Source organism: Stieleria bergensis (genome assembly GCA_007745635.1).
Taxonomy (GTDB): Bacteria; Planctomycetota; Planctomycetia; order Pirellulales; family Pirellulaceae; genus Stieleria; species Stieleria bergensis.
Genome location: CP036272.1, coordinates 5,843,736 through 5,860,642 on the forward strand (window position 1 = coordinate 5,843,736; position 16,907 = coordinate 5,860,642).

At 55.7% G+C, this 16,907-nt stretch carries 6 protein-coding genes; 5 read left to right on the top strand and 1 reads right to left on the bottom strand.

From position 1 onward, the window contains the following. Window positions 1–138 precede the first annotated feature (138 nt). Together SV7mr_RS20510 and SV7mr_RS20520 are read left to right on the top strand one after the other, a co-directional pair. On the top strand, window positions 139–1,536 hold the full coding sequence (locus SV7mr_RS20510) for a sulfatase (protein WP_419187681.1): 1,398 nt from the start codon (window positions 139–141) through the stop codon (window positions 1,534–1,536). Between the two features lie 698 nt (window positions 1,537–2,234). Next, a complete protein-coding gene (locus SV7mr_RS20520; RefSeq protein ID WP_145276214.1) occupies window positions 2,235–8,690 on the top strand; it encodes a hypothetical protein in 6,456 nt (2,151 codons plus the stop codon). Window positions 8,691–8,875: 185 nt separating this feature from the next. On the opposite strand, the gene trpE is transcribed toward SV7mr_RS20520, so the two are convergent. Beyond that, entirely contained in the window at window positions 8,876–10,438 is a 1,563-nt protein-coding gene (trpE, locus tag SV7mr_RS20525) for an anthranilate synthase component I (protein WP_145276216.1), read from the bottom strand. Between the two features lie 581 nt (window positions 10,439–11,019). On the opposite strand from trpE, the gene SV7mr_RS20530 reads away from it, so the two are divergent. Genes SV7mr_RS20530 through SV7mr_RS20540 form a run of 3 tightly spaced genes read left to right on the top strand, consistent with a single transcriptional unit; the run spans window position 11,020 to window position 16,542 of the window. After that, a complete protein-coding gene (locus SV7mr_RS20530; RefSeq protein ID WP_145276218.1) occupies window positions 11,020–11,547 on the top strand; it encodes a UvrB/UvrC motif-containing protein in 528 nt (175 codons plus the stop codon). Next, on the top strand, window positions 11,544–12,635 hold the full coding sequence (locus SV7mr_RS20535) for a protein arginine kinase (RefSeq protein ID WP_419187682.1): 1,092 nt from the start codon (window positions 11,544–11,546) through the stop codon (window positions 12,633–12,635). Before SV7mr_RS20530 ends, SV7mr_RS20535 begins: the two co-directional genes overlap by 4 nt. Window positions 12,636–12,648: 13 nt before the next feature. Beyond that, a complete protein-coding gene (locus SV7mr_RS20540; RefSeq protein WP_419187683.1) occupies window positions 12,649–16,542 on the top strand; it encodes a PVC-type heme-binding CxxCH protein in 3,894 nt (1,297 codons plus the stop codon). The last annotated feature ends 365 nt before the right edge of the window (window positions 16,543–16,907 follow it).

Consider the following 16,907-nt stretch of genomic DNA (forward strand, 5'->3'; position numbering starts at 1 on the left):
GCGCGTCATTGTCGGCGTTGCAGTGGCTGCGCGAGTGACGAATGTAGCACTTTCCCGGCTGGCTTCGTAGCCCCGCGCCTCGGGCAACCTTTTGACTGGTTTCCCCGACCAAACCTCCTCCTCATTCATAACGGCGTCATGTTTCGCAAACCAGTCCTCTCTACAACCGTGCTTCCCAAAACAGTCTTTTTGTTGATGGGTTTGCTGGTGGCGTTCCATGCAACTCCGGCCCCGGCTGCCGATCGCCCCAATGTGCTCATGATCGCGGTGGACGACTTGAATCACTGGGTTGGGCATTTGAACCGCAATCCGCAAGCTCGGACGCCAAACTTTGATCGCTTGGCGGCACGTGGTATCAGCTTCACCAATGCACACACCATCGTGCCAGCCTGCGAACCATCGCGAGCAGCGTTGATGGGTGGTCGTCGTCCCTGGCAAACGGGTTGCTACAAAAACGGCCACTTTTGGAAAAAGCACCAACCGGTCGGCGAAGGGCTGAGTGCGCAGTTCTTGCAGGCCGGCTATCGAGTCAGCGGGGCAGGGAAGATCTACCACAGCATGGAATATCATCCTGCCGAGTGGTCCGATTACATGCGCCGTAAGGACATCAGCAATGATGGCCCGAACGTGAAAAAATATGATGGCTACCATGATGATGTTGTGCATCCCAACCTGCAGGACCAAGACCTCAAGGACTGGCACACCGTCGACTACTGCATCAAGCGATTGAATCAGAAAACCGATCAGCCGTTCTTCATTGCCTGTGGACTCTATAAACCGCACCTGCCCTTCGTGGTCCCGCGCAAGTATTACGACGCGTTTCCGCTGGAAGACATTCAGTTACCGCCGCATCTGGAAAACGACCTGGATGACCTTCCCAAAGCCGGCGTGAACATGGCCAAGCCGAACGCGGATCACGCTAAATTCTTGAAGTCTGGACGCTGGAAAGCAGCCATTCAGTCCTACCTGGCGACGTGCAGCTATACCGACATGAACCTCGGTCGCTTACTGGACGCTTTGGACGCCAGCCCGAACGCGGACAACACCATCATCTGCTTGTGGAGCGATCACGGCTGGTCGTTGGGCGAAAAGCAGCACTGGCGCAAGTTCGCACTCTGGGAAGAGACCACTCGTGTAGTGAACCTTTGGGTGGTACCCGGCGTGAGCGAACCTGGACAGCTCTGTCATGCTCCGGTTGACCTGAGCAGCGTTTATCCGACCCTTTGCGAGCTCGCCGGACTGGAGACTCCTGACTTTGTTGCCGGAACCAGCCTCGTGCCGCTGCTCAAGGACACTCAGAGCGAATGGACGCAACCGGCGATCACCACTCATGGCCAGGGAAACCACAGTGTCAAGACTCGCACGCACCGCTACATCCGCTACGCCGACGGCAGCGAAGAGCTGTACGACGTGGTTCAGGATCCCTACGAATGGAAGAACTTGGCGGGCCAAAGCGAGACCCAGGCCTTGCGCCAGCAGCTCGCTCGCTGGTTGCCCAAACAAGAGAAAAAAGAAGGCGCCAAGACGCGAAAGTAGCGGCCAGCCGGGTAATGTCAGGCAGGACTGCTTTGCACAGGTTTGCATTCTGGCTGATTAGGCGTTTCCCCGGGTTTTCTCCCGGGTTTTCTCCCGGGTTTTCTCCCGGGTTTTCTCCCGGGTTTTCTCCCGGGTTTTCTCCCGGGTTTTCTCCCGGGTTTTCTCCCGGTTTTCTCCCGGGCAATCGCGATTCCATCGCACCGGGGCTGGGTTTTGTAGGGTGCCGTGCTGCTTGCACGCACTAAAAACAGAAACAATGCGATTGATGCGGTGAGCCGGGTGATGGATGCCTTTGCCATGCCGCCAGATTTCTGATTCAAGCGGGATCACCGGGGTAACCCCAATGACCCTCATGGCTGTTTTTTCTTGTAAATTGAGAGTTCTTTACTAAGAAAGACACGCTTCTCTCGTCTCCACACGCAGCGAGATGATTTCGCTGCGTCGCCGTCCCGATCCAAGGGGTGTGCTGGAAGGGCCATGCAGAAACACCGCGGTGACTGCCAGCACCACCACATCTCTGGGCAGGGAACCGCTCGCTCGATGGCTGCGTCGCTCGATGGCGCTATTGAGCACTCGTCTAATGGACTCTGATTCCGAACTACCTCCGAACTACCTTTGTGTAGCGGCTCCAGATCACAAGAAGCTGCCGCTGGCACAACCGTTGCTGCCAAACCACTTTGTTAATGAAAGGTTGGACCATGTTTCACGCTCACGATCACCGACTGCGAGTGCCTTGCACCCGAACAGTCTCCGTTTACCAGCGTTTTCGCGCCTCGGTAAGTCTCCTGACGGCGGCGTTGTCGCTGCTGCTGGTTACCACAGCAACCGCGGAACCGATTGGCTTCATGGAACGCTTTGCGTTAGCCAAAGATCGCGAGGCCGTGCTGGCAGAGCTGATCCCTGGCAGTGAGGACCATTTTTTCTATCACTGCCTGCATCATCAGACCAGCGGTCGCATTGATTTGGCCCAAGACGTGATCAATCGGTGGTCGGCGACACCTCAGTTTCGTAATTCATCGCGACTCCGAGCGATGACCGAGCGTCAGCACCTGCTGACCTACGATCGTGCTCCTCAGCCCAGCATCGACTACTTCCAGCGGCAACTGGGCGTTCGCACCAATCATCCGTCTCCAGTGCAGAAGGGACAACGGCGTTACCCCAGCGTGTTGCCTCAAGACGTTATCAATCCCGAGCAATGGGTGCGAACCGGATTGCGAAGCAACCAGCAACTTTCGCCACTGGGCATGCAACTGGCTGCGGACCTGTTTCTCAAAAGCAAAGGCAAGAACGTTGAGATCTCGTTGAAGGATTTTCTCAAACGCGTCAACGGCCCCTACCTCAAGGGTTTGGACCAGTTGGTGATTTTGGAAATGCAATCGCGTCAGCAACGTGACCGCCGATTCGGCGACCTCGCCGCCCATCGACACTTGACCAAGAGCGAACTGCAACGTGTCGGTCAAGCTGTCAAAGACGTGACTGACGACGACCAATACGTTAATGCCGTGCTGCAAACGCTGCGTCCTTCAGCCGACATTGACCTGAGCCAGCAGCCCGGTCAACGGTTGCAATACTTGCAACAAGTTCGTGACTACGTAAAAACGCTGCCAGCGGCATACAACTCGATGAAGGCCGCATCGTACTACCGCCTACTAGAGGCCAACCTAAGCGAAGCGATTTGGGACGAAGATCTTTTCATCGACTACCTCAAGCTTCCTCGTCAAAGCGGCCTAGTGCGTGAAGAGGTCCGCCGCCAAAGCTCGCCAGCAAACCTGAACGCTGACTATTCGAAAGTTGCGATCCTGCCACCGATTCGAAACGAAGCTCCCCTTGTCGAGACTTACCTCGAACACTTCTTGGTTGATGCGCCAAACATGGAGCGTTATCAGCCTTACTTGCAAGACAGCTTCCTACGCCGCGTCTTTGCTCGCACGAAGCTGATGTCGGGTGTTGGCAATCAACAACCTTATTTTGACATGCTGTCTGCAGCCGAGCGTCGGGCATTGCGTGATCGCATCTTGCTGACCTTCGCAGCGACAAACCCCGTGCGTTATGACGCCGACGATCGGGCTCAATTGCAAGTTGATATCAAGAATATCGACAAGTTGGTTGTTCGCGTTTATGAAATGAACCCCTTGGCATTCTATCGAGCCAACCAGGGTCGCTTGGACAGTGACGTGGATTTGGACGGCCTGATTGCGACTCACGAACGCACCATTGAATACGATCGCCCCAGCATTGTTCGCCACCGAGAAACGGTTGAGATCCCAGAAGCCAAGGGCCGCGGCGTTTGGGTGGTGGACCTGGTTGGCGACGGCCGTCGAGCTCGCACCATCATCCGTCGTGGTGATCTGCAAACCGTTCAATCTGAAACGGCAAACGGTGTGGAGATCACGGTTGTTGACGAAGCGCGCAAGCCGCTCAAGGACGCCAAAATTTATGTCGGTGCGCAAGAGTTTGCCGCCGATAAGAACGGTCGCATTCTGTTGCCAATGGTCAACCAAAGTGTGCAACGCAATGCCATCGTCAGCGCTGGCAATGTCGCCAAGCGAGTGAACTTCCGTCAACCTGCAGAAACCTACCGACTGGATGCCGGATTCTTCATCGACGAATCACTGCTGCAATCCGGACGGCTGGCCACGCTGTTGGTTCGCCCCCGCTTGCTGCTCAATGACATCGCGATTGATCCAGCGATCGTGAAAAAGGCAAACGTCAAAATCGTTGCCGTCGACCTCGATGGAATTGAAACCACCAAGCAGTTTGATGGCTTGGAACTGGATCAGGTCAGCGAAATCAGCTTGCCGTTCCGAGTGCCTGCTCGGGTCAGCGATTTGAAGTTCACGCTTTCCGGGTTGGTGGTCGGACTTTCCGATCGTCGTCAGCGTCCCGTTTCCGCACAACGATCCGTTCGCATCGCCGGGATTCGCAAATCAGTCCTGACTCTGGACACCATGCTGTCTCGCAACGGTGACGACTACATCGTCGAAACTCGGGGTCGCAATGGCGAGGCGGTTCCTGCCGCCACGGTTGCGATTCGAATGGAGACCGACATCAGCAACAACAACCTCTCGCAAACCTTGCAAAGCGATGAGGCTGGCCGAGTCAACCTGGGCCCCTTGAAAAACATCCGTCGCTTGCATTATGGCATCGCTGGTCAAGGGCAACACACCATCGACTTGTCATTGAACCAGCAAGTCTGGCCTGGCAGCGTCAACCTTGCCGCCGGTCAATCGCTTCGTCTGCCTTTGATCGATGGCAAAACGGAACAACAATTCCGCTTGCTGGAAACCACGCGAGGCAACGGTGCACGCTTTGACCGCAGCGAACGCCTGAAGTTCGAAAACGGCTTCTTGACCGCCAGTGAATTGACAGCAGGTGACTACTACCTAGTCGACCGTGAAAGCGGACGGCAAACGCCAATCAATGTGGTTGCTGGCGAAGTTCGCAATCAAGTGGTCGTTGGCAAAGTCCGTCACCGCCAGCAAAGTGTTCAAGTTCCGATCTCGATCGCAGACATCACACGTCAAGACGACGGCGGCTTGAAGATTCAACTGACCGGTGATTCCAAAGCCAGTCGAGTGCACTTGATTGCCTCGCGATACCTGACCGGCAGCTCGCCGGTCGGAGCGTTGTCCCTGGGGATGCCTTCGCTACGCGGCCGCCAACTGTCACTCGAACGCTGCGGTTATGTTAGCGACCTGCGTCTGGGCGACGAATACGAGTACGTTCTGCGTCGTCAGTACGCTGCCAAGTACCCCGGCGTGATGCTGCCTCAACCAGGCGTTCTGCTGAATCCCTGGGAGACCGAAGTCACCAGCAACCAGAGCCAAAGTGCCAAATCGGGCGACCGTCCGATGGCCTCGTCAGCGCCGCAGGCGGAAGCTGACTTTGCAGCACCGAACGCCGCTCGCGGTGGGATGCGTGCATCGGCAGATGGCTCGGACTTTGACTACCTGGCTGATCCCGGATTGATCGTTGCCAACCTGACCGCGGATGACAACGGCCAAATCACCGTCGACGCTGAATTGATCGGCGGCATGCCAATCATCCAAGTTGTCTTGACGGATCCAACGACGGTCATGCGTCGCACGATCACGGCAAAGCATTCCAAAGTGGAAACAGAGGACCTGCGACTGCCCAATGCCTTGGCAGCCGACAAGAACTACACCTTCGAACGTGAAGTCACCGTCGTCACCCCGGACAAGCCACTTGATTTAGCGACGCTTGGGTCCGCTCAAGTGCAGGTCTATGCCGATGTTGCATCGGTTTTGAAACTGTACCAGACCCTGATCAATGACGCTCGACTGGGCGACTTTGAAGTCGTCGGTCGTTGGCACAATCTGTCACGCGCAGAAAAGCTGACACAGTACTCCAAACTGGCCAGCCATGAACTGCACCTGTTCATTCGCATGCACGACCTGGACTTTTTCAACGAAGTGGTTGAGCCCTACTTGCGAAACAAAAAGGAAAAGCAGCTGATCGATCACTGGTTGCTGGGCAATGACCTGTCGGGTTCCACCGAGCTGTGGCGTTATCGCAAACTGTCCGCAGCGGAACAAGCCTTGTTGGCCTTGCGATTGCCAGCTCTGCGAAGCTCGATCCGCCGTGACTTGGCTGAAAAGGTCGATATTTTGAAGCCAGATCACTCACTGGATCGCCGCCGGATTGAAAGTGCCTTGCGTGCCAATCGCATGCTAGGAGAAGACCTGGAGGACGAAGCACTGGCTGAAGTGGGCGACGGCATCAGCCGCTTCTCGCGATCTGCTCGACCGCAGATGCTTCGCAAGAGTGCCTCCAACGGCCCCGAGGCAGCAGCCTTTGGCCTAGCCATGCCTGGAAGCCGCGCCGCACAAAGCAATTCCGACAGCCTGCGACGCCGACAACTGGGTCGCGAAATGCAAGCGGACAAAGCAAAGTCAGAGTCCCCGATGGATCGACTGGACTCGGCGCAACAATTGGCTCAAGGCAGCTTTGGCGGATTCGCCGGACGAGCCATGGGCATGATGGGCGGCGGCGGTGCGTTTTACCAGCCTCTCGATGCAACCAAGCAATGGGCAGAAAGCCACTTTGATCGCGTGCGAGTGGTCGGCGGAACCCCCGCGTCCCTGATTCCCGTCAACCGCTTCTGGCGTGACCTGGCGAACAACGAAGTCAAGGGCAACGACTGGTCGCCGACGGTTTCGAAGTACCTGCTAGACAGCACCGAAAATCGTCACAGTGCTTTGATCGCTTTGGCGATGAGCGGATTGCCTCTGCAAGCTGGCAAGGTCGCACTTCCAGCTCACCCAGAGACCCTGTACCGTCCCGAGCATGCCGTCGCATTGATCACCAAGCGACTGCGTCAACTGGAAGCTGCAGACAAAGAATCCAGCATCCTGATCGGACAACTGTTCTCGCAGGTCGGCGTCACCAATCCCGACGACGGTGGCTCGGTGGAACTGAACCGCTTCGTCACGGGACAAGCTTATCAAGGGAAAGTGGTTGTCTCTAACCCAACGGCTGTCAAACAAACCATCGAATTGTTCTGGCAAATCCCGGCGGGCAGTATCGCTTTGTCTGGCGGTCAAACCACCGACAGCAAAACCGTGACCTTGGAACCGTTCCAAGTGTCTTCGATTCAGTACACGTTCTACTTCCCCCAAGCGGGCGAGTTCGCTCAGTACCCAGCCACCGTTTCCAGCGAAGATCAACTGCTGGCCATGGCCTCCAGCAAAACCTTCAAGGTCGCTGACCAATGGGAAGACGACTCGGTGACCTGGCAGTCCATCGCTCGTAGCGGTACCGCCAAGGAAATTAATGAGTTCCTAAAGACTGCCAACCTGAATCAAATTCAGTGGCCAGCAGTGTACCACCGCCTGCGTGATGCGGATGTCTACCAGGTCATCACCAAAGTGGTTGGCGACGCTCGCTTGCCACTGGCCGATGTGTGGGCTTACGGGTTCTATCACAAAGATGCCGATGCCATTGGACGCTTCCTGTCACTACGAACGGATTTGATCAGCCGCGTCGGACCTCAACTGGAAAGCAGCTTGCTGACCGTTGATGCAATCGACCAAACCAGATACGAACACCTGGAGTACGCTCCACTGGTACGAGCACGAATTCACCGCTTGGGTGACGAAGACGAAATCCTGAACCCTAAATTTATGGGACAGTACAGCGCCTTTGTGACTCGCCTGGGCTACCAAAGCCAGATGAGCCAGGAATCGAAGTTAGCGTTGACCTACTATCTGTTGCTGCAAAACCGGATCGAGGAAGCCATCAATTGGTTCAGCGAAATTGATTCCAAGGAATTGACGACCGACCTGCAGTACAACTACATGGCGGGCTACCTGGCCTTGCATGAAGGCCGCTACGAAGATGCCCTGGAGATCGCTCAGCCCTACCTCAAGCACCCTGTGCCTCGCTGGGCTGGCCGTTTCAATGAAATGCGACTGAACGTCCTGCAGCGTTCTCAGTTAATGGACTCTGGCCAACTGGTCGCTGCTGACGCTGGCAAGGACAACGAAAACGGCATCAGTCAAGAAGCCGCTGACCTGGCCATGGCAGATCGTGATCGAGCCAACAGCGCAGCCGCTGCCGACGTTCCAGAAGCAATGGTGAAAGTCGAAGACGACCAAGTTCGCATCGACTATCGCAACACCGATCAAGTTGAAATCAACCTGTATGGTGTCGATTTGGAACTGTTGTTCAGCAAAGCTCCGTTCGCACGAAACGACTTGCAGCGAATCGCGATGGTTCGTCCAACTCAATCGGACACCATTGGCCTGCCGCAAACAACGGGCACCGCTCGCTATGCGATTCCAGACAGCCTGCGTAGCAAGACCTTGCTGGTGGAAAGCCATGTTGGCGCGTCACGCAACACCACGCTGTATTACGGTGGACAACTGACCACCTATGTCAGCGAAGGTTTCGGACAGTTGCAAACGACGGACGCCACCACGCATCAGCCGGTCGCGAAGGCCTACGTCAAAGTGTACGCTCGCTATCCCGATGGCCGAGTGAAGTTCTACAAAGACGGTTACACCGATGGCCGAGGCCGATTCGATTACGTCAGCGTGAGTGCTGCGGATGCCGCTGGTGCACAGCGTTACGCCATCTTGGTGCTGAGCGAAAACAAGGGTGCAACCTTGCACGACGTCGCAGCACCGAACTGATTGGTGAATCCATGATCGAACCTGCGTGCTGGCACGCAGGACGAAAACGCCAAGGGAGGATGCAAACAAGCGTCCTCCCTTTTTTTAGGTGCCTCTGGCAACAAGCCTGGGAAGTCACATCAGAGAGGCCAGCGGCAATCTAGCCGCGGCCGAGCTCGCAGAGTGGCCGAGCTCACTTGCCGAGCTCACTTGCCTTCTGGCTTCATTCGTTGCTCGGTCAATTCGATGGCCGTGATCAGCGCCCGCGCTTTATTGATCGTTTCGTCGTATTCAGAATTGGGATCGCTGTCGGCCACGACACCGCAACCGGCTTGGACGTAGACCATGCCATCTTTGGCGACCATGGTTCGCAGTGCGATGCAGGTATCCATGTTGCCGCGGTAATCGATCCAGCCAACGGCTCCAGCATAAGGGCCGCGCCGATGGGGCTCAATTTCGTCAATCACTTCCATGGCCCGCACCTTGGGTGCTCCGGAGACCGTTCCTGCTGGCAATGCAGCCTTGAGTGCATCAAAGGCATCCAGGCCTTCACGCAACGTGCCTTGCACTTCACTGCTGATGTGCATCACGTGGCTGTAACGTTCGATGACCATGATCTCGGTCAGTTCGATGGTACCAAACTGAGCCACGCGCCCGACGTCGTTGCGTCCCAAGTCGACCAGCATCACGTGCTCGGCAACTTCCTTTGGATCTGCCAACAGTTCCTTTTCAAGTGCCTTGTCTTCCTTATCGGTTGCCCCGCGGGGGCGAGTCCCAGCCAGCGGCCGAACGGTGACCACGTCCTCGTGCACGCGACACATGATTTCGGGCGAACAACCCACCAGCACGCAATCAGGCGTTCGCAAATAGAACATGAAGGGACTGGGATTCACCACGCGTAGTGAGCGATAGATTTCCAGCGGATCAACGTCCGTTTTTACGCTCAAGCGCTGACTGGGCACAACTTGAAAGATGTCGCCTGCTCGGATGTACTGCACGCAGTGTTCAACGGCCTGACAGAAAGATTCGCGAGTGAAGTTGGATTCAATCTTTAACGGTTGCTGGCTCGCTTGCTGGCGCCACGCCGATTCATCCCACGCGTTTGCACTGGGCAACGTTGGTGGCGAGGTTGAGGTTAGCTTGCCGATGGTTGATTCAATCTGATCAACGGCATCTTGATAAACCTGCTGGGCCGATTCCGCATCGGTCACGTCACGGCAATCGGCCAGATGGATCACGGTAATGGTTTTGGCAACGTGATCAAACACGCAGAGCGTATGATAGAAGGAGAAGTCCAAGTCAGGTAACTGACGATCATCTTCGGGGGCGTTGGGCAAGTGTTCGACATAGCGGACCACGTCATAGCCGGCATAGCCAATGGCTCCACCGACGAACGCTGGCAGTGATTCGATGTCGGCAACGGTGGAGTGAAAGTACTTGCGGAACGCATTCAGCGGATCGGGGTCTTCGAAAGACTCGTCGGGCGTCTTGCCGGTCAGATCCGTGACAGTGACCAAGTTTCGTGTGGCTGAAAACCGCAGGATTGGATTGGCGGCCAAAATGCTATGCCGGCCCACTTTTTCACCGCCGATGACGCTTTCGAACAAGCAAGCGCCGGTGGCGGATTTCCCTTGCTGCTGATCACATTGATCCAACCTGGCAAATGCCGTCACAGGCGTCAGCGTATCGCTTAGTAATTGGCGATAAACTGGAACAAAGTCATGGGACTGGGCAAGTTCACTAAAAGAATCGACAGCGGGATGATGCATCGGTAGTGCTTGGTCAAAGACGCAAATGTCAGGATCAACCGGTGAGTAACAACCGGTTCGCGAAAACCAGTTGATTGGACGACGAAACGATTCGCCAGCCGCCCGCACAGCATAGACTCCAACGCCAATCAAAGGTTCAGCAGCGGAAACTTTTGCACCGTTGCCGTGTGAGCTTCCAGTGCAGTGTCAGCGTTCGGTGCCGCGCGAGCTTTCGGTGCCGTGTCGGTGCCTCATGCAAGACCCGCCCTCAGTTGGGCTGATCCGGTGCAACTGGCCGCTCCAGATCGCAGCGTCACCTACCGGACCGACGGCGTTTTTGACCGGGGGGTTGCAGTGATTAAACTCAACGAATCATTGAATGAGGGCATGCTTCGTTAAGTGTCGTCTGTCCTCTGCCGATCGTGTAGGGGGTCCGGTTGGTTTTAACGGATCAAAGAGATAGAATTTGGAGGCTTAAAACGCCCCCGATAGAGTTTGATTCCCCCTCTCGGTACTCAATTTCTGTCCTCCACTCGGCGAATTGCGGTTCGCTTTCCCGCCAACATCGCGTTAGGACCGGCAGACTACAGGTCGGATTGCCAATGAAGTGCCAATTCTGTGAAAAACCAGCGACATTCCATATCACCGAGCTCTCCGAAGAGAGCGGCACGCAGGAAATGCACCTTTGCGAGGAACATGCCAAGGGCTTTCTGAACAAGCAAGCCTCCTCGCCGGTTTCAGCGATCTCCTCGGCTTTGGCCGACAAATTGGGGCAATCTGCTGAAAACCTGGAAGAGCTGGATCAGAAAGAGTGTCCAGTGTGCGGGATCAGTTTTTTTGAGTTTCGCAACAGCGGGCGATTAGGCTGCCCCTACGATTACACCTTCTTTGAATCCGACCTACGGCCACTGCTGATCAACGTTCACGGAAACACCGAACACACCGGCAAGTGCCCCACGCGTTCCACCGGAACTGCGGACTCACTGGCAAAAATGATTGGGCTGCGGCGTGAAATGGAAGAGGCAATTGAACGAGAGGACTACGAGCGAGCCTCTGAGATCCGCGACGAGATCAAAGCGTTGGAAGATCCCTTCGCTGCCAAGTCTGTTAAAAAGGAAGGCCAATCGTGAAACGCGACGCAGACTTTAAAGCGCTGGCACAGTTCATGGGCGAATGGATGCGTGGTGAAGGCCCCGAATCCGACATCGCCATCAGTACGCGAATTCGTCTCGCCAGAAACCTCGCTGACTTTCCGTTCATTCGACGCTGCAGTGATGAAGATCGACTGAGCATTGAACGGTCGGTTCGCGCTCGCATGGAAAGCCTAACCGACCCGCAGTTCCAAGCCGCCAACTACATTGACTTGGAACCGCTTTCGGAACTCGACCGACAACTATTGGTCGAACGGCAATTGATCAGTCGCGAGATCGCCGAATCAGATGGCTCACGAGCCGTTGCCTTTGATCCCAACGAAGGCTATAGCGTCATGATCAATGAAGAAGATCACTTGCGCATCCAAGTCATGAAAAGCGGCCTGGACATCAAGAGCACCTGGGAACAAGTCAACCGCCTGGACAACTTGCTGGAGGAAGTCATCCTGTACGCCTTCCACCAACAGTATGGCTACCTGACCGCCTGCCCAACCAACGTGGGCAGCGGCCTCCGCGTCAGCGTGATGTTGCACTTGCCCGCGTTAGTCATCACCGAACAGATGGATCGCGTGTTCCGCAGCATGCAAAAAATCAACGTGACGGTTCGCGGTTTGTACGGCGAAGGATCACAGTACAGCGGAGACTTTTACCAAGTCAGCAACCAAGTCACCTTGGGGCATAGCGAAGCGGAATTGCTGTCGTTGGTCGCCGATGAAGTCGCACCGCAAATCATTGCCTATGAACGCAAGGCACGCGAATCACTGCTGAACAACAACCGCGATGATCTGCATGACGAAGTCAGCCGCGCGATGGGCATCTTAAGCACCGCGCGGAAAATCAGCAGTGAAGAAACCATGCACCATCTGTCCAAGATTCGTCTTGGCGTCAGCATGGGCTTGGTCGAACATCTGGACGTCAAAGCAATCAATCAAATGTTCCTACAATCGCAAGCGGCACACTTGCAAACCTTGCAAGGCGGCGTGTTAGGAACCGCAGAGCGGCATGCGCGTCGAGCCAGCTTCTTGCAAAAACAGCTCACCGGCAAGTCTGACAACTCTTGGAATTAATCTCTCAGCCAACATGAAATCCCTCCCCACACTCGCATTGCAACTGGTATCGGTTGCAGTGTTTTTTGCGTTTCCCACCTCTTCGGCGCTGGCCCAAAAAAAGCCTCGAAACCCGGATGCCAAGAATCGGCCCTCTGGCATTCCCACCCCGGCTGAAGACGCCAATCTTCAGCGCTATGGCATCTATGCAAAGACCGCTCCTCGGCCCGCCAAAGCTCAGCCTGTCAACACCTCCCTGCCGCTGCAACTGGAATCCGGTGATCGCATTGTCCTGATTGGTAACTCGCTGCTCGAAGGCAACGCAGACTTCGGTCATCTTGAAGCGATGATCCAGCAGGCGCATCCCGCGCATCACGTCACCGTTCGCCACCTGGCTTGGCAGGCCGATGAAGTCGGTGTCCAGCCGAGACCAGCGAACTTTGCCGACACACTTCAGCACCTCACCCATGAACAAGCCGATGTCATTCTTGTTGCCTATGGGTTCAACGAATCATTCGCCGGCGAGCAAGGCGTTGCAGCGTTTCAGCAACAACTGGACAGTTACGTCAACACCTTGCGCAGCAGCGCTTTCAACGGTGAATCCGCGCCGCGAGTCATCCTGCTGTCCCCGATTGCCAATGAAAACATCTACAGCATCGCCGCGGCGGATCGAAACAACGGCAACATCCATGCTTATGCAACGACTATCCAGCAAGTCGCCCAAGACCAGCAGGTAGGCTTTGTCGATCTGTTTGCGCCCACTGCCAAGGCTTTCCAAAGCATGGGTGAAGACCTGACGATCAATGGCATTCACTTAAACGAACAAGGTGACAAACTGGTCAGCAGCGAGATCTTTCGGCAACTGTTCGGCCAAGAGCCGCAACCGATCAACGACGATTTACGGGCGGTGATTGTCGACAAGAACCGCCAGTTCTTCCGCCGCTTTCGCCCTCTGAACACGTTCTACTACACCGGCGGACGCAACAAGAGCTATGGCTACCTGGACTTCCTGCCCGCGATGCGGAACTTCCAGTGGATGGCAGCCAACCGTGATCAGCGAATTTGGAACCTCGCAGCTGGCAAGCCCGTCAGTGGCCCCGTTGATGACAGCCAAATGCCAGCGATGCCGGCAACCAAGCAAAGCCGTGGTGCCAACCAATGGATGACGGCTGCCGACGAACTAAAAGCCTTTCAAGTCGATCCGCGATTTGAAGTCAACCTGTTTGCAGGCGAAGAACAATTCCCCGACATCGCCAACCCCATTCAAATGCGTTGGGATTCGCGGGGAAGACTCTGGGTCAGCTGCTCGACGACGTACCCGCACGTGTATCCCGGCAAGGAACCCAACGACAAGCTGGTCATCCTGGAAGACACCGATGGCGACGGTAAAGCCGACAAGTCCACGGTGTTTGCCGACGACCTGCATGTGCCTCTGTCGTTCGAATTTGGAAACGGTGGTGTTTACGTTAGCGAACAACCCGCGCTAACGTTTCTAAAAGACACCAATGGTGACGACAAAGCTGACGTGCACCGCACCGTCCTGACCGGCTTTGGGACCGAAGACTCTCACCACTCGTTGCACGACATCATGTGGACTCCTGATGGAGACATGATTTTCCGTGAGTCGATTTTCCACCACACCCAAGTCGAAACGCCTTATGGCCCGGTTCGTCAACAGAACAGTGGCTGGTTCCGGTATCAACCACGTGATCATCGACTGGTCGGATTTGGGTCCTATCATAGCACCAACCCCTGGGGCGTGACCTTTGACGACTGGGGCCAACACATGGCCAGTCACCCGGTCTATGCCGAAGCCTTTCATGCGATTGACCCTGGATACCCCAATCAACATCCCAAACCCACCGGCCTGCAAGCGTATTCCGGAGTTTGTGGACATCAGTTCATCGATACCGCGACCTTCCCCCAGGACTTGCAGGGCCACTTCGTCAAAGTGCGTTACAAACCAACCAACCGAGTTGAATTGCTGAAGTGGAAACAAACTGAGTTTGGTTACCAAGAAGAGTACATCAGTGACTTGATCTTTAGCACCAACCTGAGCTTCATCCCCGTCGACTTGCAGTGGGGCCCACGCGGAGCACTGTATGTCTGTGACTGGTACAACCCCATCAAGGGTCATGCACAGTATTCACTGCGCGATCCACGACGTGATCGTGACTCCGGTCGAATCTGGCGGATCGTGGCAAAAGATCACTCGTTGCAAGAACCACCCAAGATTGCAGAAGCCTCGATCGAACAGCTTCTGGACTTGCTCAAACGCCCTGAAACGCGCATCCGCTACTGGGCCAAACAGGAGCTAAAAGAGCGCCATGCTGAAGCGGTTCTGGCCGCACTGGATCAATGGGTTGCCAACCTGGACGCATCAGATCCAAGGTTTCGCCACCACCAACTGGAAGCGGTCTGGACGTATCGCAGCGTCGGTTTGATCGGCATGCCAGACAGTATCAATCCCGACGCCACGCTCAACCGTGCGCCGCCACAGACCGCCGCGAACACTCGCCTTAGCGAGCAAGAAGCCAACAGCAAAGAAGTCGCTATCAAGACGCTGCAAGCACTGCTAACCTGTGACCATGCAAACGCCAGAGCAGCTGCGACGAAACAGTTGCGATACTTTCATCCGCACCTGTCGAATCGGTACGCGGCTTTGAAAAATGCCGCTCAGGACAAACATGCCATTGTACGGATGCAAGCGGTGATCGCGGCGAGCTACATCGGCACCGAAGCTGCATTGGAAGCAATCCTGCCTGTGTTTCGCTTTCCTGCCGATGGGCATTTGCAATACGCCATCACCTGTGCCCTAGGCTCACGCACCCTGCGTCGCCACTGGGAACACGACGACCGCTGGGGCATTGCGGCACGTCTGAAACAGTCAGCCAAGAGTCGGCAAATCAAAGAGCCGACACCCAGCGCCAGCCAAGCTCAATTCGACAACCAAAAAGACTTGGCATTGTCCAAGATCTTCTGCATCCCCGAAAAGATGCTGTTCTCCAAAGACAGTCTGACCGTCAAACCGGGCCAGCCGGTGAAGATTGTGTTTACGAACCCTGACGCCACCGATCACAACTTGGTGATTGTCAAACCGGGTGCCCTGGCCGAAGTGGGCATGGCGGCCAATGAAATGGCCAAGGACCCACGCAATGCCAAAGGCGACTTTATACCTCGTGAAAAATCTGATCTCATTTTGCACGCTTCACCGATGATCGGCCCGACACGCAGCTCACTGATTCACGTCATGCGGTTCAACGCCCCCACAGAGCCAGGCATTTATCCCTACGTGTGCACCTTCCCCGGACACTGGGTGGTGATGAACGGCAATCTGATTGTGGCCAAAGATCAGCAGCAAGCGCAATCTTTATTGGCGACCACCAAACCAGCCATCGTCAAAAAATGGACCATGGAGGACTTCAAGGATCTAAAGTCCATCAGTCATCAGAACGACCCGATGGCCAAGACGCGTGGCATGATGGCGCTGGCAAAGGCAAACTGTATTCAGTGCCACCAACTCGCTGGCCATGGCGCCAACCTGGGACCTGATCTTGCCAAGTCGACGCAAAAGTTGCAGGGCGCTGACTTGCTGCAACAAATCATTGCTCCCTCGTCACAAATCCATCCGGAATACCAAAGCTATCGCTTCTTAATGGACAGTGGACGGATCATCCAAGGGGTGATCGTGGAAGAGACCGACAAGGCGTTCAAGATCGCCGAGAACCTGCTGACCCCGAACTCGTTCACCAACGTGCCAAAGGATCAAATTGAGTTTCAAAGCAAGTCAACAACGTCACCAATGCCCAATGGATTGCTTGACATCCTGACGAAGGAAGAGATCCTTGATTTGTTGGTCTATCTGGAAGCCGGTGGTTACGAACTGCCCGATCACCTCAAAGGCCGACATGGGCACGGCTCCAAGTAAGCACGGGTCCAAGTAAGCCGTGGGAAGCAAGGCGTGCTCAAGAGACAGCGGTTGAATCGATCGCCTGGCAAGCCCCAGGCGAGCTCAGATTGCACGGACTCCATTGTCATGCAAGCGCATCCCGCAAAGGCAGTGCCCGTGCAGACCGTGCATTGCAACGGCAACAGATCTCGCGGGAGCACCTTTCAGCGGCGGCTTTGCAACAGACATCGGTTTGAAATCTGATGGTTTGCGAGCCAGAGTAGGCAACCGAGAATCACTTCCAGCGCCGCCGGCACGGGTGCACGCCCATCGGTGGCGGCTGACGAAGTATACTGGGGCTTTCTGCCTCGTCTCATCGACGGCCCTCTTTTCTCGCTTAGGTT

Coding starts and splice junctions, on each gene's coding strand:
- SV7mr_RS20540 (WP_419187683.1), top strand. CDS start 12,649: ATGAAATCCCTCCCCACACTCGCATTGCAACTGGTATCGGTTGCAGTG.
- SV7mr_RS20520 (WP_145276214.1), top strand. CDS start 2,235: ATGTTTCACGCTCACGATCACCGACTGCGAGTGCCTTGCACCCGAACA.
- trpE (WP_145276216.1), bottom strand. CDS start 10,438: ATGCATCATCCCGCTGTCGATTCTTTTAGTGAACTTGCCCAGTCCCAT.
- SV7mr_RS20510 (WP_419187681.1), top strand. CDS start 139: ATGTTTCGCAAACCAGTCCTCTCTACAACCGTGCTTCCCAAAACAGTC.
- SV7mr_RS20530 (WP_145276218.1), top strand. CDS start 11,020: ATGAAGTGCCAATTCTGTGAAAAACCAGCGACATTCCATATCACCGAG.